General features: G+C 35.7%; 16 protein-coding genes and 1 tRNA gene. 12 read left to right on the top strand and 5 right to left on the bottom strand.

Annotated elements, in window-relative coordinates; all coding sequences use genetic code 11:
• The first annotated feature begins 1124 nt into the window (after positions 1-1124).
• The 9 genes from ID741_RS12145 to ilvA all read left to right on the top strand — a co-directional run bounded on the left by ID741_RS12145 (position 1125) and on the right by ilvA (position 11328).
• A complete protein-coding gene (locus ID741_RS12145; protein ID WP_218325430.1) occupies positions 1125-1709 on the top strand; it encodes a helix-turn-helix domain-containing protein in 585 nt (194 codons plus the stop codon).
• 773 nt (positions 1710-2482) lie between these two features.
• Positions 2483-2893, top strand: a complete 411-nt coding sequence (locus tag ID741_RS12140) for a hypothetical protein (RefSeq protein ID WP_218325429.1) — start codon at positions 2483-2485, stop codon at positions 2891-2893.
• Between the two features lie 240 nt (positions 2894-3133).
• Positions 3134-3673 carry a DUF924 family protein gene (locus tag ID741_RS12135; protein ID WP_218325428.1) on the top strand — a complete coding sequence of 180 codons (540 nt, stop codon included), beginning with the start codon at positions 3134-3136 and terminating at the stop codon, positions 3671-3673.
• Positions 3674-4335: 662 nt separating this feature from the next.
• Positions 4336-4408 (top strand) — tRNA-His (locus ID741_RS12130).
• A 731-nt stretch (positions 4409-5139) separates the two neighbouring features.
• Positions 5140-6819: a dihydroxy-acid dehydratase gene (gene ilvD / locus ID741_RS12125; RefSeq protein WP_218325461.1), complete on the top strand. Its 1680-nt coding sequence runs from the start codon at positions 5140-5142 to the stop codon at positions 6817-6819.
• Between the two features lie 11 nt (positions 6820-6830).
• Entirely contained in the window at positions 6831-8537 is a 1707-nt protein-coding gene (ilvB, locus tag ID741_RS12120; protein ID WP_246601410.1) for a biosynthetic-type acetolactate synthase large subunit, read from the top strand.
• Positions 8538-9014 carry an acetolactate synthase small subunit gene (ilvN, locus tag ID741_RS12115; RefSeq protein WP_218325427.1) on the top strand — a complete coding sequence of 159 codons (477 nt, stop codon included), beginning with the start codon at positions 8538-8540 and terminating at the stop codon, positions 9012-9014. It abuts the gene before it with no gap.
• Between the two features lie 50 nt (positions 9015-9064).
• Entirely contained in the window at positions 9065-10060 is a 996-nt protein-coding gene (ilvC, locus tag ID741_RS12110; RefSeq protein ID WP_218325426.1) for a ketol-acid reductoisomerase, read from the top strand.
• 11 nt (positions 10061-10071) lie between these two features.
• Positions 10072-11328, top strand: coding sequence for a threonine ammonia-lyase IlvA (gene ilvA / locus ID741_RS12105; protein WP_438720135.1), 1257 nt, complete (start codon positions 10072-10074; stop codon positions 11326-11328).
• A gap of 45 nt (positions 11329-11373) precedes the next feature.
• On the opposite strand, the gene ID741_RS12100 is transcribed toward ilvA, so the two are convergent.
• From ID741_RS12100 to ID741_RS12090, 3 genes are read right to left on the bottom strand one after another with little or no spacing between them, the layout of a single operon-like run.
• On the bottom strand, positions 11374-12132 hold the full coding sequence (locus ID741_RS12100; protein WP_218325424.1) for an ABC transporter permease: 759 nt from the start codon (positions 12130-12132) through the stop codon (positions 11374-11376).
• Positions 12113-12769: an ABC transporter ATP-binding protein gene (locus tag ID741_RS12095; RefSeq protein ID WP_218325423.1), complete on the bottom strand. Its 657-nt coding sequence runs from the start codon at positions 12767-12769 to the stop codon at positions 12113-12115. Before ID741_RS12095 ends, ID741_RS12100 begins: the two co-directional genes overlap by 20 nt.
• Positions 12766-13038 (bottom strand): hypothetical protein, encoded by a 273-nt coding sequence (locus tag ID741_RS12090; RefSeq protein WP_218325422.1) that lies wholly within the window; start codon positions 13036-13038, stop codon positions 12766-12768. The genes ID741_RS12095 and ID741_RS12090 overlap by 4 nt, the downstream gene beginning before the upstream one ends.
• A 229-nt stretch (positions 13039-13267) precedes the next feature.
• On the opposite strand from ID741_RS12090, the gene tuf reads away from it, so the two are divergent.
• On the top strand, positions 13268-14455 hold the full coding sequence (tuf, locus tag ID741_RS12085) for an elongation factor Tu (protein ID WP_218325421.1): 1188 nt from the start codon (positions 13268-13270) through the stop codon (positions 14453-14455).
• Positions 14456-14544: 89 nt separating this feature from the next.
• Here tuf and ID741_RS12080 read toward each other — a convergent pair whose 3' ends face one another.
• Together ID741_RS12080 and ID741_RS12075 are read right to left on the bottom strand one after the other, a co-directional pair.
• Positions 14545-15282, bottom strand: coding sequence for an amino acid ABC transporter ATP-binding protein (locus tag ID741_RS12080; RefSeq protein WP_438720134.1), 738 nt, complete (start codon positions 15280-15282; stop codon positions 14545-14547).
• The gene (locus ID741_RS12075) at positions 15282-17465 is read right to left on the bottom strand and encodes an amino acid ABC transporter substrate-binding protein/permease (RefSeq protein ID WP_438720133.1); all 2184 of its coding nucleotides are present in this window, start codon (positions 17463-17465) and stop codon (positions 15282-15284) included. The genes ID741_RS12080 and ID741_RS12075 overlap by 1 nt, the downstream gene beginning before the upstream one ends.
• Before the next feature lie 226 nt (positions 17466-17691).
• Between ID741_RS12075 and uvrB the strand changes: the two genes are divergently transcribed.
• Both uvrB and uvrA read left to right on the top strand, forming a co-directional pair.
• Positions 17692-19686, top strand: coding sequence for an excinuclease ABC subunit UvrB (gene uvrB / locus ID741_RS12070; RefSeq protein WP_218325418.1), 1995 nt, complete (start codon positions 17692-17694; stop codon positions 19684-19686).
• 72 nt (positions 19687-19758) lie between these two features.
• The gene (gene uvrA / locus ID741_RS12065; protein WP_218325417.1) at positions 19759-22581 is read left to right on the top strand and encodes an excinuclease ABC subunit UvrA; all 2823 of its coding nucleotides are present in this window, start codon (positions 19759-19761) and stop codon (positions 22579-22581) included.
• Positions 22582-22616: the final 35 nt, after the last annotated feature.

The raw sequence follows: 22616 nt of genomic DNA, 5'->3' as shown, positions 1-22616 counted from the left end.
GAAAAACATGGGTGCGAAAATGGTGCGAGGAATTGAAATGTATTTAAAGGTATTTTATGAAAACCGCTAAATAAAAGAGATTTAAAAACTATTTAATGGTATTTTTTATCATGTGGCTCTGGCCGCCGGTATAAAAAGACCTACTCATTTGATATCTAATGAGTAGGTCTTTTGTTTTGCCTATAAACATTTTGCAATATGGATCGGTCAAAATTTTTCTATGTGGAATCATCTATATTGGATACTTTTGGGGGATGCTTCAAAATAGATATTAAGTATATGGGTTGTTTTTAGAACTTACTACATTTGAATTAAAGCTAATTTTTTTGCTGAAAATCAACTTAATTTCCAATTGTTTCTATATTTCCCAAAATAATATATCATCAGTTTGACCGATTTTATCTGGTTAGCTGAGGATATTTATTTTGTTTTACCTATTACATAAATTTTTCCAGATGATCGGCATTTTTTTAACTTGTTAGATAAAGGTGACTATACACGTCATAGTTGATTGTACTAGAAGAATGACCTAAGTGTTTTTTAATTATATTTTCCTTTGTCTCAAACAAAGTTAAAAATGCATTGAACTGTTCAGATATTCCAGTGCTTAAAATCTATAGTTTGTCTTTAGAATTTGTTAGCCACTTTATGTAAGGTTAAATTAAGCTCAGGATCTGTTTGTCAATGTCTAAAATCAGTCAATCTAAGTTGACCTGAGCTGAAAGTTGGTTCATTAGCTCTTTAAGCTTGCCTCTATAGTGTTTGGTTCATGGATTGTCGAGAGAGAATTAACTATAAACATGTGAGAAATCTGTGAAGAAAGATTAGCTTGGAATAAACGATTTGTTTTACGTAATTGATTGCCTATCTTTCGGTCAATTAAAAGAAGAGTTACAAAACATTAAATATAAGACTAATCATCTACGAGATGATTAATACTATAAATATAGTTCTTTTTTCTAGTTAAGGAACTGGCTTAAGTACAGAAATTTCATTATTAGAATTAAAAACCTCGATTGAATGACTGTAAACAAACGTGTACACTTAAATATAACTCGTTGGAACTATTAATAGACAGACAAAAGTATGCTTTCACGTTAATCTAAAATCATTAGGAGGACAAAATGAACTTTAGTAAACAATTAAAAAAATATCGGGAAATAAACAAGTTTTCTCAAGAAGTGCTGGCTGAAAAAATTTTTGTTACTCGACAAACTATTTCAAAATGGGAGAATGATAAAAGCTATCCAGATATTCATAATTTAGTTGCCTTAAGTATTCTTTTTGATATCTCACTAGATGAATTAGTTAAAGGAGACGTGGATACTATGAAAGATACCATTGCGAGCAAAAGAATGGATCAAGATAGTAAAAAAATGTTGCTTTTCTTGGTTTTAGCATTAATTATAGGGGTGCCTAGTATGTCAATTTTTTCTTGGTGGGGATTTATTCCTTTCGTCACTCTATGGGGAATTGCTATGATATTTGCATTTAGAATTGAGAAAACTAAAAAGAAATACGATATAAAAACGTATAAAGAAATTATTTCTTTCACTGAAGGACACAGTAATTTGGATGAAATAAGGCTGCAACGAAATCAAAAAAAGGATATTAGAGCTAAAATTCTTATTATATTAGGATTTGTACTTGCTGGAGGTATTCTTACTTTTGTAATTAGTATGCTGACTGAGGTTTTTACGAATCACTAAATAGTAGTTTATATAATTCTGATTAAATAAGTTATAAAATCCTTTATTAACACTAAGTCCACATAATGATTAGTAAACATAATAGGTTTTGCTAGAAATCCTATCGGCCTCGATAGAATTGTTTGATGAATTAACATAATACTCAGTGGTGGATGGAATAATCCATCGCTTTTTAGTGTCTTCATAAATCGCTATTCTCATGGTTGCCGTAAATGGACATTAACCACTGAATGATTACTCTGTTTGGGAGGCATAATTTTTTTCCCAGGTTTTGGTAGGATTCAGAAAAAAAGTATGTGAGTGTGAGGAATGTTTCATTGAGAAATTGATGAAATTTCAAAGTTGGAGTTTCATGTTCATTTTGATAAGCTGAAAAATCTTGGCGTAGTTGAAATCTAAAAAAGGTATTTAGTTTTAAAAATTTGTATGAAATTATTTCAGAAGTGTTAACTTCGTTTCTGCCATTATAATATGGAGTTAAGTAAGGAAGATGATTTATTAAATCAGAGTGTAAGGTTAAGATTTTAATTTGTTGTTGAAGTTAAATAAAACTGTCAATCACTCTATGTAATTGTCCAGAATAAGGTTGATAATATTTTGAGAATCATCTACTAAGAAGAATTATATTTTAAATAAGTGATCCATTTAATGTAATTAATGATCCATTAAAGTGAATTGTGATAGAACTGGGGTTTCAAATGCTTGATTTGTTACTATCAAATATATTTGTTATTCTATTAATAGTTATTAACTAAAGTGATAAAGAGGTTAGCATGGGATTAATAGTTCAACATGATGAAATTATCTCTTTCTTAAAAGAGTTAGAGATTTATAGCGGAGAAGAGTTAATAATATATGTAACTTTGAAAACAACCCAGCCATTATATGTACGAATGAATTATTTGAATTTGGACAATTATATAGTTCAAGGCGCGTGGTTAGCCATTAGTGAAAAGGATATTAAAATATTACCTGTCAATCAATTGGGTAAATTAGTGGATAATGTCTCAGTTATCTATCGAGATGACATTGCTGATTTTATCATTAAGAAAAATTTTCTACTGTACAGTATTTCAATTACTGATTTGAAGGACAATGTGGTTCAGTTTAATGTCTCAAGCAAAGTATTAGGCAATAAAAACCATCATAAAGATTTCGTGAAATTATTAAATAAGATAAAGTAGATCAATAATTATTTGAAAATTTTTCTTTAATAGTTAACTTTATAGTGATTCGGTGTATCTTGAAGTATGGAAGAATATATTCGTATAAGCTATGTGGTTTCTTTAAAGGATTTATGCTAGGGAGTAAAACTTTAAGAGTTTACATAGAAGGTAAGTACAAGTACAGGATAATTGTTTTATTCACATTGATTATTCGTAGTTAATGAGCAGTGATATTTATTTCAAAAGGAGGAAACAACGATGGAGAGTCAAACAGTATTGGATTTTTGGTTTACAGAGTCAACAACAGAGCAATGGTTTAAAAAAGATGAGGTTTTTGATCAAACAATTAATGAACGTTTTGGAGCTTTACACAAACAGGTGTCTCAAGGAGAGAAAGCTTTCTGGAGGGATACTATTCAAGGAAGATTGGCTGAGATTTTGGTTTTGGATCAATTTTCCCGTAATCTATTCCGTGATGATCCTCGATCTTTTGCTTATGATGGTATGGCTTTAGTCTTAGCCCAAGAAGCAATTGGCAAAGATGAGTTAAACGAGTTGACTGTGGAGGAGAGATCGTTTGTTTATATGCCATTTATGCATTCTGAATCGCTAGCTATTCATCAGCAAGCATTGACACTATTCTCAGAACCTGGCATGGAAAACAATCTAGATTTTGAAAAACGCCACCGCGATATTATTGAACGCTTTGGACGATATCCTCATAGGAATGCTGTACTGAATCGTTCTTCAACACCAGAAGAGTTAGCGTTTCTAAAGGAACCTAATTCATCATTTTAAAAAGTCTTCTGTGTTTAATAAAATGGTTAGTCACAATAATTTAATTGATGAAATAATTAGTTGAATTTGGAATTACCAATAAGCATTAGCCCATCTTAGAGCAAAAATTACGATGGTAATTAGCTGAACTATCTATGGTGTATTTATGTATAGTTAACTTCAACTTTCAGTGGCTTTTAATGTCAATTTCAGAGTATCTACCTTAATTCATGCCTTAATAATAGAAACTTTGCTTGCTGATTGGGAAATTATAGGAAGTAGTCAAACATCTAAGCTAAATATGCGATAAATTAGGGATTTGTTGTAGACAATTACTAGGAGAAATGCTATTCTAATATAGTTGATAATCTAGAAGGCATATAAAATAACTATTTACACCACATAAATAGCTATCATGCCTGTTAAAAAAATCTTTAAAAACAGTGTTTTATGATGGTTTTCTAGAAGTCTTCGATAACAGATTAAACAAACCAATCAAAACTGGTTAAAAATATTGATATATGCATCTTTTTCGGCTATAAGGGGTTCAAATTGGATTTATTGAACAGCTCAAAATTCAGTTCCCTCACGAGTGTGCCGGTTCGACTCGCCCGCTGGTATTGACGAAGATGTGATATCAATATATCTTATTTTTTTCTTTGAATTATTTAAATGATGCCATGGCGATCGTGGCGAAGTGGTTAACGCACCGGATTGTGGCTCCGGCACTCGTGGGTTCGATTCCCATCGTTCGCCCTCTAGACTCAATTTTTTGTTGAGTCTTTTTTTATTGAAAAAAATCTTAAATAAAACTAAGTAAAGGTATTGATAATTTAACCAAACTATTGATGTAATTTTGAAATTAGAATCTATCCAGGAATAAAAAAAGAAGCTTATTACGAGTAATTAAAAATTAATTTGGAGTAGGCTTTTTATATATAGATTTTAATGGATTTGATATTTATTAATATAAACTCATCGTTAGACTCAACTTTTGTTGGGGTCTTTTTTTATTCAATATTAGAATTTTTTGCAAAAAAATTTCTTGTGGATTAATCCATCTTAATTATCAATTATCTTGAAATTACCGTATATTTTTGCAATGTAAAAGAGCGCGATTATCTATTAGTACATTTTTTTTTACTATTCATTATTTAAATTTTAGATAATTGGAGGATAGAATGAAAGCGGATGAGGTTTTGATTAGCTTACAATTAGAAAAAAAGGTTTTTGTAAATAAAAACTCATTGACTTTTAATTTTAGTAAAGGTATAGTATAAAAAATCAATTATTTAAAAAAAGGAGCCGATTTCAATGCGTAGACTTAATAGAGAATTTTTAATCGTCTTATTAATTAGGTGCAGGACTTAGAACATTCAGGAGAAGTTTTCCGAATTGTTTGAGTCCTATTCGTGTAGAATCGGGATTCTTGCAAAAGCATCCCAGTTATTATCTGGGATGCTTTTTTTGTTGAAGGAGATGGAATGATGAGAAGCGATAAAATTAAAAAAGGTATTGATGCAGCACCAGCTAGAAGTTTACTTTATGCAACGGGTCAAGTGAAAAATATCGAGGAGATGAATAAACCATTTATTGCTATTTGTAATTCTTATATTGATATTGTTCCTGGTCATGTCCATTTAAGAGAATTGGCTGATGTTGCCAAAGAAGCGATTCGAGAAGCTGGTGGGATTCCTTTTGAGTTTAATACGATTGGTGTGGATGATGGCATAGCGATGGGACATATTGGTATGCGGTATTCGCTACCTAGCCGAGAGTTAATTGCAGATTCTGCTGAAACGGTAATTAATGCTCACTGGTTTGATGGCGTTTTTTATATTCCTAATTGTGACAAAATAACTCCTGGAATGATTATGGCAGCTATGAGAACCAATGTGCCTTCAATTTTTTGCTCAGGTGGTCCCATGAAAGCTGGAGTGGATCCGACTGGCCATCAAACTACTTTATCTTCAATGTTTGAAGCAGTGGGTGCCTTTAAAGATGGCAAAATGAATGAAAAAGACTTTTTATTTATGGAGCAAAACGCTTGTCCGACTTGTGGTTCTTGTGCCGGAATGTTTACAGCAAACTCTATGAATTGTTTGTTAGAAATGTTAGGTCTTGCTTTACCTGGAAATGGCACTATTTTGGCAGTCTCGGAAGAACGCAAAGAATTAGTCAAAGAATCAGCTGTTCATTTAATGGATTTAGTTAAAAAACAAATCAAACCGAGAGATATTGTAACAAAAGAGGCAATTGACGATGCGTTTGCTTTGGATATGGCAATGGGTGGCTCTACAAATACCGTTCTTCATACGTTAGCAATTGCCAATGAAGCTGAAATTGATTATGACCTAGAAGCAGTTAATAGTATCGCGGAAAAAGTTCCTTATTTATCTAAAATTGCTCCATCTTCTGCTTACTCAATGCATGATGTTCACGAAGCAGGTGGTGTTTCAGCTATTATTCATGAATTGGTTGATATTGATGGCGCGATTCATCCGGATCGAATCACTGTTTCAGGAAAAACATTACGAGAAAATGTTGCTAAAAGGACAATTCAAAATCCTGAAGTCATTCATCCAAAAGAAAATCCGTATAGTCCGGTTGGTGGTTTATCAATATTATATGGTAATTTGGCACCAGAAGGCAGTGTAATTAAAGTTGGTGGTGTTGATGCCAGCATTAAAACTTTTACTGGAGAAGCGATTTGTTTTGATTCTCATGATGATGCAGTAGCAGCAATTGATGACCATACAGTTAAAGCTGGTCATGTGGTGGTTATTCGCTATGAAGGACCAAAAGGTGGTCCGGGAATGCCGGAAATGTTGGCGCCAACGTCAAGTATTGTGGGACGTGGTTTAGGAAAAGATGTTGCACTAATTACAGACGGTCGGTTTTCTGGGGCGACACGTGGAATTGCTGTAGGACATATTTCACCAGAAGCTGCTAGCGGTGGTCCGATTGCTTTAGTGGAAGATGGAGATGAAATCACGATTGATTTAACAAATCGTCATTTAAATTTAAACGTGAGTGATGAGGTTTTAGCCAAACGAAAAGACCAGCAACAAAAATTTGTACCTAAAGTGAAGACTGGTTGGCTGGGTCGTTATTCAGCCTTAGTTACTTCAGCCCATACAGGCGGCATTATGAAATTACCAGAGTAGGAGGATTGCTAATGGAAAAAATTGATCCAGCTTTCATGCCAGAAGCTAAACAAAATGGTGCAGAGATTTTAATTGATACTTTAATAAAGCAAAATGTAGAAATGATTTTCGGTTATCCGGGCGGTGCGGTATTACCTTTATATGATACTTTGTATGATGAAAAAATTCCCAATATCTTAACTCGTCACGAGCAAGGTGCTGTTCATGCAGCTGAAGGGTATGCAAAAGCCACTGGAAAACCTGGAGTCGTATTAGTGACAAGTGGTCCAGGAGCTACGAATGTAGTGACTGGAATTGCAGATGCTATGAGTGATTCGTTGCCTTTAGTTGTCATAACGGGACAAGTTGGAACTCCGGGAATTGGTAAAGATGCTTTTCAAGAAGCAGACATTTTAGGCATCACATTACCAATTACCAAACACAATTATCAAGTGAGAAAAGTTGAAGATATCCCTAGAATTGTCAATGAAGCCTTTCATGTGGCTACGACTGGTCGAAAAGGACCGGTAGTAATTGATTTACCAAAAGATATGACAGTAGCTAAATGTGATCCAAGTAAAGACAATGTTGTTTTTTTAGAAAGCTACCAACCAAATACGCAGCCTTCTAAATTGCAGTTGACTCGTTTGATGAACCAGTTGGAAAAAGCAAAAAAACCGGTTGTCTTAGTTGGCGCTGGGGTAACAGCCGCTGAGGCACAAGCAGAATTCTTACAGTTTGTTGAGAAATATCAATTACCCACGGTGGCGACTTTATTAGGTTTAGGGATTCTACCCAGCAAACATGAATTATTTCTAGGAATGGGCGGTATGCATGGAACTTATGCAGCTAATATGGCTTTAATGGAAGCTGACTTGTTAATTAATATCGGCAGTCGCTTTGATGATCGTTTGGCAACTTCAGCTGAAAATTTTGCCCCTCATGCAAAAATTGCTCAAGTTAATATTGATCCTGGTGAAATCGGAAAGGTTATTGCCGTAGATATTCCGATTGTGGCTGACGCTAAAGAAGCTTTAAAAGAAATGTTAACGTATGAAATGAATCAGCCAAAACAGGAAGCTTGGTTAGAGAAAACGTTGGCAAATAAAATAGCTCATCCTTATCATTATCAACTAAGTCAAACATCGATTAAGCCACAGCAAGTGATTGAATTAGTAGGTGAAATAACCAATGGTCAGGCCTATGTCGCCACCGATGTTGGTCAGCATCAAATGTGGACAGCCCAATTCTATCCTTTTAATTTCCCGCGACAATTGATCACTAGTGGTGGACTTGGCACGATGGGTTATGGTATTCCAGCAGGTATTGGTGCGAAAATAGCTCATCCTGAAAAAGAAGTGATCGTTTTTGTAGGTGATGGTGGCTTTCAAATGACCAATCAAGAAATGGCGATCTTAGTGGAAAATAATTTATCTATTAAATTTGTTTTACTAAACAATCGTTCGTTAGGAATGGTTCGTCAGTGGCAAGAACGTTTCTTTAATGAAAGACGTTCACGATCAGAGTTTACTCATCAACCAAACTTCTGCAAAATTGCTGAGGCCTATGATTTAGCAAGCTTCAAAATTACTGAACCAGAAAATTTGATGGAACAATTGCAGGAAGCATTTTCTTGTGAAGGTCCTGCTTTAATTGAAGTTTTAGTGGATAATCGTGAACATGTTTTACCAATGGTTCCAGCAGGTCAACCAAATGATCAAATGTTGGGAGTTGAATAAATGCGCAGAATGATTACAGCAATTGTTCAAGATGAGTCTGGTGTACTAGGTAGAATGACGGGCGTATTAAATCGACGGCAAGTCAATATCGACAGTATCTCAGTTGGTAAAACTGAACGAAAAAATTTTTCCCAAATGACTTTTGTAGTCCAAGCGGATGACTTGGCAGAAATTGAGCAAGTAACCAAACAATTAAACAAACAAATTCCAGTCTTAAAAGTTTCAGATATCACTGATGAGCCCCACTTAGAACGGGAATTGGCATTGATTAAAGTTAATGCTCCCGCCACTCAGCGCTCAGAAGTACAGGCCGTAATTGAACCTTTTCGAGCTGATGTTGTCGATGTGGCATTAAAAACGATTGTCGTCCAAGTAGCCGGATCGGCAGAAAAAGTCAATGCTTGCATTGAAGTACTTCAACCTTATGGCATTAAAAAATTAGCAAGAACAGGAATTACTGGATTTAGACGTGGTTAACAGCAGCAGTGCTTTTAATAGATATTAAGCAAAAAATGGAGGAATCGTAGATGGTAAAAGTTTATTATGATGAGGCAGTAACAGAAGATGTATTAACAGGAAAAACAGTAGCAATTGTGGGGTATGGCTCGCAAGGTCACGCTCACGCGCAAAACTTACGGGATAATGGTCATGACGTGGTGGTTGCTGTTAGAGAAGGAAAATCGGCGGAAGCAGCACGTAATGATGGTTTTAAAGTAGCTAATGTTGCTGAAGCAACAAAACAAGCAAATGTTGTGATGATCTTAGCTCCTGATGAAGTTCAAGGTGGATTATATGAAAATGAGATTGCACCAAATTTAACTGCCGGTGATGCACTAGCTTTTGCCCATGGATTTAATATCCATTTTGAAGTTATTACGCCGCCTAAAGATGTGGATGTCTTTTTAGTTGCACCAAAAGGTCCTGGACATTTAGTGCGTCGTACTTTTACAGAAGGATTTGCGGTACCAGCTTTGTTTGCGGTTTATCAAGATGCTACTGGAAAAGCAACTGAATTAGCTTTGTCTTATGCTAAGGGAATTGGTGCAACCAGAGTTGGTGTGTTAGAAACAACCTTTAAAGAAGAAACTGAAACAGATTTATTTGGAGAACAAGCAGTTCTGTGTGGTGGTTTAACCTCTATGATAGAAGCTGGATTTGAAACATTAGTTGAAGCAGGGTATCAGCCTGAATTGGCTTACTTTGAAGTTTGTCATGAAATGAAATTGATTGTTGATTTAATTTATGAAGGTGGCTTCAAAAAAATGCGTCATTCCATCTCTAACACTGCTGAATACGGAGATTATGTTTCAGGTCCGCGGGTAATTACTGATGCGACGAAAGAAAACATGAAAGCTGTCTTAACAGATATCCAAAACGGTAAATTTGCTAAAGGCTTTATCGATGATAATAAAAATGGTTTTAAAGAATTTGAAGCAATGCGTGAAAAAAATGCTGGACATCAAATTGAGGCCGTTGGTAGTGAGCTAAGAAAAATGATGCCGTTTGTTACTCAAAAAGATTAGAGGTGAAGCTTTTGGATTTAGTAACTGATCAAGATGTTCGTGAAGCCTTTCAAACAATTAAACACGCTGTAACACGAACGCCATTGCAACATGACCGATATTTATCAGAAAAATATCAAGCCAATGTTTTACTAAAAAGGGAAGATTTACAAAAAGTTCGATCTTTTAAATTACGTGGTGCTTATTATGCAATCAAACGACTTTCTGCCGAAGATTTAGCGAAAGGAGTTGTTTGTGCTAGTGCTGGAAACCATGCTCAAGGGGTGGCCTTTACTTGTCACGAATTGAAAGCTCAAGCTGATATTTTTATGCCAGTCACTACACCTCAACAAAAGGTAGGACAAGTTCGCTTCTTTGGTGGGGATGACGTAACGATCCACCTAGTAGGGGATACTTTTGATGCAGCTGCTACAGCTGCAAGACAATTTACCGAAGAAAATGGAAAAACTTTTATTGATCCTTTCGATGATCAGGCAATTATTGCTGGTCAAGGTACTTTGGCTTTAGAAATGATGACAGATGCGTTGCAAGAAGGCTTCAAACCTGATTATGTCGTCTGTGCGATTGGTGGCGGAGGATTAATCAGTGGTGTTTCATCTTATGTAAAAAATACCGAACCTTCTACAAAAATTATTGGAGTGGAACCTGCTGGGGCAGCTTCTATGCAAGCAGCTTTTGATCAAGGTGAACCAATTGAATTATCTGAAATTGAAAAATTTGTCGATGGCGCAGCAGTCAAAAAAGTTGGTCAGCAGACTTATCAGCATGCAAAAAAACAAGTCGATCAATTAGTCGCTGTTGATGAAGGTTTAGTATGTTCGACTATTTTATCACTATATGGAAAACAAGCAATTGTTGCCGAACCAGCAGGAGCTTTAAGTGTAGCAGCTTTGGAGCTGTTGAAAGAAGAAATTAAAGGGAAGACGGTTATCTGTGTCATCAGTGGTGGAAACAATGATATTAATCGGATGGCTGAGATTGATGAGCGGTCACTTGTTTATGAGGGATTAAAACATTATTTTGTAGTGAATTTCCCTCAAAGACCTGGTGCAACTAAGGAATTTGTTCAATCGGTTCTAGGCCCTGAAGATGACATTACACGTTTTGAATATACTAAAAAAATCAATCGTGGAACTGGTCCAGTTTTGTTAGGAATTTTATTACAAAATGCAGCTGATTTAGATAAGTTACTGACTAATTTGAAAAAATTTGATCCTCAGTACATTGATTTAAGTCAAAATAAAATGTTGTATAGCTTGTTAGTCTAAAAAAATGCCAGAAAGGACGTCTTCGCGTCACTTCTGGCAATTTTTTTAATCCCTTAATTGATGATTGTGATTGTAATAATGGGTGTAAGCTGTATAACCAGCAATAATGGAACCTAAGCTGGTTGTTGAAAGTAGCATAAAAGTAACCATGATTTGGTATTTAATCGCATGCACGGGATCTACACCAGCGAAAATTAAACCAGACATCATTCCAGGTAGGCTAACCAAGCCAACAGTTTTGGCAGAATCAATCGTAGGCTGCATAGCAGTTTTAATGCTATGTCTCAAAATATCTTGAGAGGACTGTTTGATGGTTGCTCCTAGAGCCAGTTTTTCTAAAATTTGTTGTCGTTGATCTTGGAATTTTGCCTGCATATTGCGATAACATAAACCAATAGCAATCATTGAATTACTAGCGATCATCCCAGTTATCGGAACAATTTGTGAAGGAATAAAATTAATCGCGCCTGCCAATAATAAAACACCCAAGGTCACATAAGTACTAACAAAAATCGCTAACAAAGAATGGAAAAACTTCTTATGCTGATTCGGATTTCTTCTATGGGCATTCCACGAAGCATTTAGGACAATAAATAAGCTCATTAGGGATGTCAGTATGGTATTGTCAACTTGGAAAATATATTTAAGAACAAAGCCAACAATGACTAATTGAATAATAGCTCGTGTGATGCTGAAAAGAATATCTTTTGATAGATCGAGTTTTTCTCGCATACTAATGAATACAGCAATTAATACGAGGGCAAAAGCGATAAATAATGATGTATTATCCACGGCTAGGTTCATAAGCTAATTTTCCTCCTTTAATCCAAAGCACTTTTTTTGCTTGGTAAATTTCTGTTTCGTCGTGGGTCACTTGGATAATGGTGACCCCAGTTTGTTGCAGTTGATCAATCAGTTGATGGACAATTTTTTTACTGTCTTCATCCAAACCGGTTGTTACTTCGTCCAGTAGTAACAGTTTTGGCGAAAATAATATATTGCGAATTAGAGCAACTCGTTGTTTTTCACCGCCAGAGAGTTCAGTAATTTTTTTATCTAAATAAGACGCGGGTAAAGCGACAGCTTTTAACTTCTCCACGGCAGCTTTTTGATTAAAAGGTAAATTACGAACTTCAAAAGGAAAGCGGAGATTGTCGCCAACAGTTTCTCCAAACAATGTAGGTTGTTGGAAACAATAGGAAACTTCTTTACGATAGTCGGTATAAAGATAATCGGTTTGTAATTGTTCTTCAAGATATATTTTTCCAACAGTTGGTGTTACTAATGAAGCAATTATTTTTAATAAGGTACTTTTACCGCCGCCAGAAGGTCCGGTGATCGTAATAAAATCTTGTGTATCAACGTTTAAATTTATATCACTTAAGATGATTTTATCATTTGATAGACGATAAGAAATATTTTCAACTTTTAATAGAGTCAATTATTTTTGTCCTTTCTATAGGGAATCACGATAAAAACTTCGGGATGATTCGGTAACTTTAATTCTTTTAGTAAATCTGAGTCATGAGGAATAATTTCTCCTAGTTCATCGTATCGGTTTTTAAAATAATCTAATATTTGCTTTTCAGACCACTGGCGAGCTGGAAAGTGTTGATATTTTCCAGCAACAACGAAATAAACAAAACCAACACTAAAACTTTGTTTAATATGTATAGGAATTTCAGCTAGTTTTTCTTGAAATGATTTCATGTTTTTCTCCTTTTCATACTTTATTTTCATTATTACTTAAAAAGTCAATTTCGTCCAATGCAATTTTTTGATGCAATTGCTTGACTTTGACCATTTTTGATGTATTATGTGTTTATAGTTCTTACAAAAAGTAAGGAGTGTAAATCTTTTCATTTTAAAAAAAAAGATTTATAATGAATCCGTGAAGTTTGAGAGAACTTTTTAAAATTCTTAGGAGGTCTGTATTATTATGGCAAAAGCACATTATGATAGAAGTAAACCACACGTTAACATCGGTACAATTGGACACGTTGACCATGGTAAAACAACACTAACAGCAGCAATTACAACAGTATTAGGTAAAAAAGGATTAGCAAATCCTCAAGACTATGCAAGTATTGATGCAGCACCAGAAGAAAGAGAACGTGGGATTACTATTAATACAGCCCATGTTGAATATGAAACTGAAAAACGTCACTATGCACATATCGATGCACCAGGACACGCGGACTATGTTAAAAACATGATTACTGGTGCTGCCCAAATGGATGGCGCAATCCTAGTTGTATCTGCAACTGATGGTCCTATGCCACAAACACGTGAACATATCTTATTATCACGCCAAGTGGGTGTTAAATACTTAATCGTCTTCTTAAACAAAGTTGACTTAGTAGATGACGAAGAATTAATCGACTTAGTTGAAATGGAAGTTCGTGAACTATTATCTGAATATGGTTTCCCAGGTGATGATATTCCTGTTCTTAAAGGTTCTGCTTTAAAAGCTTTAGAAGGCGATCCTGAACAAGAAGCAGTAATCATGGAATTAATGGATACTGTTGATGAATATATTCCAACTCCAGAACGTGACACTGATAAACCATTATTACTACCTGTGGAAGACGTGTTCTCAATTACTGGTCGTGGTACTGTTGCTTCTGGTCGTATCGACCGTGGTAAAGTATCTGTCGGCGATGAAATTGAAATCGTCGGAATTAAACCAGAAACTCAAAAAGCAATTGTAACTGGTTTAGAAATGTTCCGTAAAACTTTAGATTATGGTGAAGCAGGGGACAACGTAGGTATCTTATTACGTGGTATTACACGTGATGAAATCGAGCGTGGACAAGTTATTGCTAAACCTGGTTCAATTACACCACATACTAAGTTTAAAGCTGAAGTTTATGTATTGAGTAAAGAAGAAGGTGGACGTCATACACCATTCTTCAATAATTACCGTCCTCAATTTTACTTCCGGACAACTGATGTTACTGGTAATATTATGCTTCCAGAAGGAATTGAAATGGTAATGCCTGGCGATAACGTGACAATCGAAGTTGATTTGATTCACCCAGTTGCCATTGAACAAGGTACAACTTTCTCTATTCGTGAAGGTGGACGTACAGTTGGTTCTGGTATTGTTTCAGAAATCGAAGCTTAATTTGATAGTGAAGGAGTATTGCAGAGATGCAGTACTCTTTTTTTTAATATGAAAAAAAGCACGTCGAGTTTACTCGGCGTACTTTTACTTTATACATTTAAAACTTTATTCAAGAAATCTTTGGTTCGTTCGTTATGAGGATTGCCGAAGACTTGTTCTGGAGTACCGTCTTCTAAAATTTTACCACCGTCTGTGAAAATAACTCGATCGGCAACTTCTTTTGCAAAGCCCATTTCGTGGGTTACGATAGCCATTGTCATCCCTTGCAAGGCTAAATCTTTCATAACTTGTAGTACATCTCCAACCATCTCCGGATCCAAAGCAGAAGTAGGTTCATCAAACAGCATGATATCAGGATTCATAGCTAACGCTCGGGCAATCGCTACACGTTGTTTTTGACCACCGGACAAACTATCAGGATAAACATCTTTTTTCTCAGCTAGTCCAACTTGTGCCAACAATTCTTCACCTCGTTTGTCAGCATCTGCTTTTGAAGTGCCTTTTAAATCCATTGGTGCCAAAGTAATATTTTGTAAAACAGATAGATGAGGAAACAAATTAAAATGTTGAAACACCATTCCGATGTGTTGGCGGACAGCATTAATATTGGTTTCTTTTGAAGTTAAATCTTGACCATCTACTAAAATTTGCCCAGAAGTTGGATCTTCTAAGCGATTTAAACAACGAAGAAATGTACTTTTTCCTGAGCCAGAAGGGCCGATAATACAAACCACTTCGCCTTCTTTAATGGTTAAATTTAAATCATCTAAAACGGTATTGTCGCCAAATTTTTTGACGAGATTTTTTACAACTATTTTTTCACTCATTATTTCACCTTCTTATCTAAGCGATTGGCAAATTTTGTTAAAATCGTGATTAAGACCAAATACATAATAGCAATAATTAGGTAGACATAAGAACTTTGCGTCGTTCGTGCCACGATAATTTTACCAGTTTGTAGTAATTCCACTACCCCAATGGCCGAGATAATTGTTGTATCCTTCAAACTAATAACAAATTGATTAATAAAAGAAGGAATCATAATTTTGACTGCTTGAGGTAAGACAATTTTTTGCATCGTTTTATTGTAGCCTAACCCGAGACTACGGGAGGCTTCCATTTGACCAACTGGTACAGCGTTAATCCCGCCGCGAACAATTTCGGCGATATAAGCACTGGCATTCAGGGTTAAGGTAATTATTCCTGCGGCAAAATCGGGAATGGTAATACCAGTCATTCCGGGCAAGCCAAAGAAAATGAAGAAGGCTAATACCATCATTGGAATTCCCCGGATGATATCGATATAGATTCCAGCAATTGTTCTTAACCAGCCGATTGGAGATACTCGGAACAAACCAAAAATCACTCCGACAATTAAAGCTAAAGCAAATGAAACCAAAGCTAAAACAATGGTATTCCATAAACCTTCTAATAAGGCAGGATAATTATTTTTGATTAGACCCCAAATGGTAGACTCATCTACACTGTCAGCATTACTATTTTCTGATGAGCTTTCATTGCCGATATAGGTATTGACAATCTCATCATATTCTCCGGTTTGTTTTAATTCTTTCAAGCCTTCGTTAAACATTTCGATTAATTCTGGGTTACTACCTTTTTTAACGGCAAAACCGTATTGTCCGCCAGATTCTCGTTCAATTGGCGTTTTCAAGGCTTGTCCTTGATTAATGGCATAACCGATAACAGGATAATCATCCATCATAGCATCAATTGAACCAACTTTAACTGCATCATATAATTGATCGGCAGTATCAAAGTTTTTGACGTCAAAATCATATTCTTTGGCATGGCTTTGTAACCAGTCAGAACTTTCCGTACCAACTTTAGCACCGACGGTTTTTCCAGCTAAATCATCATAGTTTTTGATGTCATCATTATCTTCAGCAACAGCAAGTTGAATACCGCTATCAAAATACGAATCAGAGAAGTCATAATTTGCTTTTCTTTCATCAGTCATAGTCATCCCAGCAATCATGCCATCGCCTTGACCAGAATCTAAGGATTGCAATGCCGCTGAGAAGCCGATATATTTCATATCTAAATTAAACCCTTGTAATTCAGCAATTCGAGTTAGTAAATCAACGTCGATTCCTTTATAAACACCGTCAGCATCTTCATACTCAAAAGGCGCAAAGGCTGAGTCACTGACAACTGTGTAGCTATCCTTTAATGGTGTGATTTTTTTCATTTCAGAAATCGAACTAGAGGTAGTTGTAGCATTATCTGATCCAGTTGAAATATATTCATTTAAAATTTCATCATATTTTCCGCTGGCTTTTAATTTTTTAAGTCCAGCATTGAATTTTTTCAAAAGTTCACTATTTTCACCTTTTTTTACCGCAAAGGCGTAAGGATTACTTTCTTGTTGATCACCTACTAATTTAAAATCTTGGCCGCTAGTGATAGCGTAGCCCAGAACTGGATAATCATCAAATATTGCTTGAACGTTATTATTGTTAAGGGCATTATACATAGCATCGGCAGCATCATAATTTTTGATTGAGTAGCCATATTTATCTTGATTTTCTTCTAAAAAGCTAGCACTTTGCGTACCAACTTTGGCTGCTACTGTTTTGCCTGACAAATCATCATAAGACTGAATGTCATTATTGCTCGCTTGAACGGCCATCTGAATCCCACCATCAAAATAAGAATCAGAGAAATCGAAAGTTTTTTCTCTTTCTTTCGTTACGCTCATGCCAGCAATCATACCGTCTAATTGATTTGATTGCACACCTTGGATGGATGGATCGAATCCAAGTGGCCGTAAATCTATTTTGAAGCCTTCTTCTTTGGCAATTTCATTTATTAGATCAACATCAACTCCGACGTATTCACCAGAACTATCTTGGAATTCAAATGGAGCAAAAGTTAAATCTGTTCCAATTTTATAAGTTTTTTCTGCTGCTTCATTAGTTGAAGCAAATCCCAATGTTAGAATCCCTACCAACATGAAAAACAGATACATTAAAAATTTGTTCTTTTTCATATGTTTCCTCCTAAATCTTTTGCATTCACTTATTATATTGTAGGAAAAGGATAAATGACAAGTAAATTAGAACCCAAAATAAAAAATAATCAGAAACTTCTTACATCTGATGTTAGATTATCGGCAATAAAGAAAATATTAACTATTCAAGAGTAAAAAATAGCGAAAGTATGTTCGGTATGATATAATTTGTTGTTGAGATTTTATTTTGAAAGGGGCGTATATGATGATCGATAGACAGACCGAAAACACCTTTGATCTGCATTCAAAATATCAGCCGGCTGGTGATCAACCAGCAGCTATTAACCAATTATCTGAAGGGATTGTTGATGGAAAAAAGGCTCAAATCCTTTTAGGTGCAACAGGTACAGGGAAGACTTATACAATTTCTAACGTAATAAAAGAAGTAAATAAACCAACTTTAATCATTGCTCATAATAAAACTTTAGCTGGACAGTTGTATGGGGAATTTAAAGAATTTTTCCCAAATAATGCGGTCGAGTATTTTGTTAGTTATTATGATTATTATCAACCAGAAGCATATGTCCCTTCCAGTGATACATATATTGAAAAAGATTCCTCTATTAATGATGAAATCGACAAATTGCGACATTCAGCGACAAGTTCTTTATTAGAACGAAATGACGTGATAGTGGTTGCTTCAGTTTCTTGTATATTTGGATTAGGTTCACCAAAGGAATATCAGGAACAAGTTGTTTCATTGCGAGTTGGTATGGAGATGGACCGGAATCAATTATTGCGTAATTTAATTGATATTCAGTTTGAAAGAAATGACATAGATTTCCAACGGGGGCGTTTTCGCGTAAGAGGAGATGTTGTCGAAATATTCCCAGCTTCAAGAGATGAACGGGCATTGCGGATTGAATTTTTCGGTGATGAAATTGACCGCATTCGTGAAGTTGACGCACTGACTGGTGAGGTTGTTGGTGAGACAGAGCATGTTGCAATCTTCCCAGCTACTCACTTTTTAACAAACGAGGATCATCTAGAAAAAGCGATTGCCAACATTCAAAAAGAATTAGATGAACGATTGGAAGTTTTGAAAGCAGACAATAAACTACTTGAGGCCCAACGTTTAGAGCAACGGACAAATTATGATATTGAAATGATGCGGGAGATGGGTTATACCTCTGGGATTGAAAATTATTCACGTCATATGGATGGCCGTTCTGAAGGAGAGCCACCGTTTACTTTAATTGACTTTTTCCCAGATGATTTCTTATTAGTAATTGATGAATCTCACGTAACGATGCCACAAGTTCGCGGAATGTATAATGGCGACCGGGCTAGAAAACAAATGTTGGTAGATTATGGATTCCGTTTACCATCTGCGTTGGATAATCGTCCACTACGCTTAGAAGAGTTTGAAGAACGAGTGAATCAGATTGTTTATGTTTCTGCCACACCTGGACCTTATGAATATGAGCAAACAAATACCGTAATCGAACAAATTATTCGACCAACGGGATTATTAGATCCAGTTATAGAAGTTCGACCGATCATGGGTCAAATCGATGACTTAGTTGGAGAGATTAATGAACGTGCTGAGAAAAATGAGCGGGTCTTTATTACGACTTTAACGAAAAAGATGTCTGAAGATTTAACAGATTACTTTAAAGAGTTAGGGATGCGGGTCAAGTATCTCCACAGTGATATTAAGACGTTAGAACGAACGGAAATTATCCGAGATTTACGTTTGGGAAAATTTGATGCGTTAATCGGTATTAACCTGTTGAGAGAAGGATTGGATGTGCCGGAAGTTTCATTAGTGGCTATTTTAGATGCTGATAAAGAAGGTTTCTTAAGAAGCGAGCGCTCATTAGTGCAAACTATTGGACGGGCAGCAAGAAATTCATCTGGTAAAGTTGTCATGTATGCTGATAAGATCACTGATTCGATGCAAAAAGCAATGGATGAAACCTCTCGTCGTCGGGAAATTCAAGAAAAATACAATCAAGATCACAATATGGTTCCAAAAACAATTATCAAAGAAGTACGAGAACTGATAAGTATTAGTAAAGTTGCTGAAGATCAAGAAATTTCTTATGACACAACTTCTTTTGACGAATTATCTAAGACAGAGAAAAAAGAATTTATTGCTAAAATGGAAGATGAAATGCGTGAAGCCGCAAAAGCTTTAGACTTTGAAACGGCAGCGACTTTACGAGATGCAATTCTTGAATTAAAAGCAGCTGAGTAAAAATTGAGCTTTTTTCGGTTGAAAAGATTATTCTTAATAAAACAATGAATTTATAAGAAACAGGAGTAAACTATGGCAAATGATAAGATTGTAATCCATGGTGCGAGAGCCCATAATTTAAAAAATATTGATGTCACTATCCCACGAGATAAAATGGTGGTAGTGACAGGTCTTTCTGGTTCCGGTAAGAGTTCTTTGGCTTTCGATACTTTGTACGCAGAAGGCCAACGACGATATGTTGAAAGTTTATCTGCTTATGCCCGTCAATTTTTAGGACAAATGGATAAACCTGATGTCGATAGTATTGATGGCTTAAGTCCAGCCATTTCGATTGATCAAAAGACGACTAGTAAAAATCCACGTTCAACAGTTGGTACAGTAACCGAGATAAATGATTATCTACGGCTTTTATTTGCACGCGTGGGGCATCCAATTTGTCCCAATGATCATATCGAAATTACTTCCCAATCAGTTGAACAAATGGTAGATAAAGTTTTAGACTTACCTGATCGAACAAAAATTCAAATCTTAGCTCCAGTGATTAACAAGAAAAAAGGCCAACATAAAAAAGTCTTTGAAATGATTCAACGGGAAGGATATGTTCGAATGCGGGTAGACGGCGAAGTCTATGATGTAACCGATGCTCCCGAATTAGAGAAAAACAAAAAACATGATATTGCGATTGTGATTGACCGAATTGTTATCAAAGAGGGTATTCGCTCACGATTATTTGATTCTTTTGAAGCAGCATTGAGATTAGCAGACGGCTATGCTTTAGTTGATGTTATCGGAGAAGAAGAAATGTTATTTAGCGAACATTATGCTTGTCCTTATTGTGGTTTTACCGTTGGCGAATTAGAACCAAGATTATTTTCTTTCAATGCACCATTTGGCGCGTGTCCTGAATGTGATGGTTTGGGCGTAAAATTGGAAGTTGATTTAGATTTAGTGATTCCTGATACAACCAAAACTTTACGGCAAGGGGCTTTGATTCCATGGAATCCAATAAGCTCTCAGTATTATCCGCAAATGTTGGAACAAGCAGCAACAAGTTTTGGTATTGATATGGATACACCATTTGAAGATTTACCGGAAGAACATAAAGACATTATATTAAATGGTTCTAAAGGTGAAAATTTCCATTTTCACTATGAAAATGATTTTGGCGGTGTTCGTGATGTAGAAGTTCCATTTGAGGGAATTATCGCAAATATCGATCGTCGTTATCGCGAAACAAATAGTGACTTCACGAGAGAGCAAATGCGACTTTATATGACTGAATTAACTTGTCAAGCTTGTCGTGGTTACCGTTTAAATCCACAAGCTTTGTCAGTTCAAGTAGACGGAAGAAATATTGGTCAAGTTAGTGAAGGTGCGATTAATCAGACATTAGAATTTTTCGAGGCTGCTAAACTAAGTGACCAAGAAACTGTGATTGCTCAACCAATTCTGAAAGAGATTGGTGACCGCTTAAGTTTCTTAAAAAATGTTGGTTTAGATTATCTAACATTAAGTCGAGCAGCTGGAACTTTATCAGGTGGTGAAGCGCAGAGAATTCGTTTAGCAACTCAAATTGGTTCAAATTTATCAGGCGTTTTATATATTTTAGATGAGCCTTCGATTGGTTTGCACCAACGAGACAATGACCGTCTGATCCAATCATTACAAAAAATGAGAGATCTAGGAAATACACTAATTGTGGTGGAGCATGATGAAGATACGATGCGGGCAGCCGATTATTTAATTGATGTTGGTCCAGGAGCAGGTGATGAAGGTGGAGAAATTGTGGCTGCTGGAACACCGAAACAAGTAGCAAAAAATTCCAAATCTCTAACTGGTCAGTATTTATCTGGCAAAAAATCAATACCAATTCCTAAAGAGCGCCGCGAAGGAAATGGCAAGGAAATCAAGGTGACTGGTGCAGCGGAAAATAACTTAAAAAATATCGATGTGGCCTTTCCTTTAGGTAAATTCGTTGCAGTAACTGGTGTTTCCGGATCTGGGAAATCTACTTTAGTTAACCAAATCTTGAAAAAAGCCTTAGCACAAAAATTAAATCGTAATTCTAACAAACCTGGTAAATTTAAAAAGATTACTGGTTATGATCAAATTGAAAAATTAGTCGATATTGATCAAAGTCCAATTGGACGGACACCAAGAAGTAATCCAGCAACCTACACTAGTGTGTTTGATGATATTCGTGATTTGTTTGCCAAGACTAACGAAGCTAAAATTCGTGGTTACAAAAAAGGGCGATTTAGTTTTAACGTAAAGGGCGGTCGATGCGAAGCTTGTAAAGGTGATGGCATTATCAAAATCGAAATGCATTTCTTACCAGATGTTTATGTGCCTTGCGAAGTCTGCCATGGGAAACGTTATAATTCTGAGACTTTAGAAGTCCATTATAAAGGAAAAAATATTGCTGATATTTTAGAGATGACAGTGGAAGATGCAGTTGAATTCTTCAAGCATATTCCTAAAATTCATCGTAAACTAAAAACAATTGTTGACGTAGGTTTAGGCTATGTGACAATGGGACAGCCGGCAACTACTTTATCAGGTGGTGAAGCTCAGCGGATGAAATTAGCTTCCGAACTCCATAAAAATTCTAATGGGAAAAACTTTTATATTCTGGATGAGCCAACTACTGGTTTACACACTGATGATATTGCTCGTTTGTTGAAGGTTTTAGAACGCTTTGTTGATGCAGGTAATACGGTATTAGTGATTGAACATAATTTAGACGTGATTAAATCAGCTGATTATGTGATTGATTTGGGTCCTGAAGGTGGCGATGGTGGGGGAACTATCTTAGCAACTGGTACACCTGAAGAAATTGCTAAAGTGAAAGAAAGCTACACCGGCTATTACTTAAATCGTGTGTTAGATAAATAATTTTAAAAATGCAAGCGGGAAGGACAGCTCTTCTT

The organism is Enterococcus sp. AZ103 (assembly GCF_051714685.1).
Classification (GTDB): Bacteria; Bacillota; Bacilli; order Lactobacillales; family Enterococcaceae; genus Enterococcus_A; species Enterococcus_A alishanensis.
The sequence above is the reverse complement of the archived record's forward strand: the minus strand, read 5'-3'. Positions and strand labels throughout refer to the sequence as shown.

Excerpts from the sequence above, each read along its gene's own strand:
- ID741_RS12145 (WP_218325430.1), top strand. The coding sequence starts at position 1,125 with ATGAACTTTAGTAAACAATTAAAAAAATATCGGGAAATAAACAAGTTT.
- ID741_RS12140 (WP_218325429.1), top strand. The coding sequence starts at position 2,483 with ATGGGATTAATAGTTCAACATGATGAAATTATCTCTTTCTTAAAAGAG.
- ID741_RS12135 (WP_218325428.1), top strand. The coding sequence starts at position 3,134 with ATGGAGAGTCAAACAGTATTGGATTTTTGGTTTACAGAGTCAACAACA.
- ilvD (WP_218325461.1), top strand. The coding sequence starts at position 5,140 with ATGAGAAGCGATAAAATTAAAAAAGGTATTGATGCAGCACCAGCTAGA.
- ilvB (WP_246601410.1), top strand. The coding sequence starts at position 6,831 with ATGGAAAAAATTGATCCAGCTTTCATGCCAGAAGCTAAACAAAATGGT.
- ilvN (WP_218325427.1), top strand. The coding sequence starts at position 8,538 with ATGCGCAGAATGATTACAGCAATTGTTCAAGATGAGTCTGGTGTACTA.
- ilvC (WP_218325426.1), top strand. The coding sequence starts at position 9,065 with ATGGTAAAAGTTTATTATGATGAGGCAGTAACAGAAGATGTATTAACA.
- ID741_RS12100 (WP_218325424.1), bottom strand. The coding sequence starts at position 12,132 with ATGAACCTAGCCGTGGATAATACATCATTATTTATCGCTTTTGCCCTC.
- ID741_RS12090 (WP_218325422.1), bottom strand. The coding sequence starts at position 13,038 with ATGAAATCATTTCAAGAAAAACTAGCTGAAATTCCTATACATATTAAA.
- tuf (WP_218325421.1), top strand. The coding sequence starts at position 13,268 with ATGGCAAAAGCACATTATGATAGAAGTAAACCACACGTTAACATCGGT.
- ID741_RS12080 (WP_438720134.1), bottom strand. The coding sequence starts at position 15,282 with ATGAGTGAAAAAATAGTTGTAAAAAATCTCGTCAAAAAATTTGGCGAC.
- ID741_RS12075 (WP_438720133.1), bottom strand. The coding sequence starts at position 17,465 with ATGAAAAAGAACAAATTTTTAATGTATCTGTTTTTCATGTTGGTAGGG.
- uvrB (WP_218325418.1), top strand. The coding sequence starts at position 17,692 with ATGATCGATAGACAGACCGAAAACACCTTTGATCTGCATTCAAAATAT.
- uvrA (WP_218325417.1), top strand. The coding sequence starts at position 19,759 with ATGGCAAATGATAAGATTGTAATCCATGGTGCGAGAGCCCATAATTTA.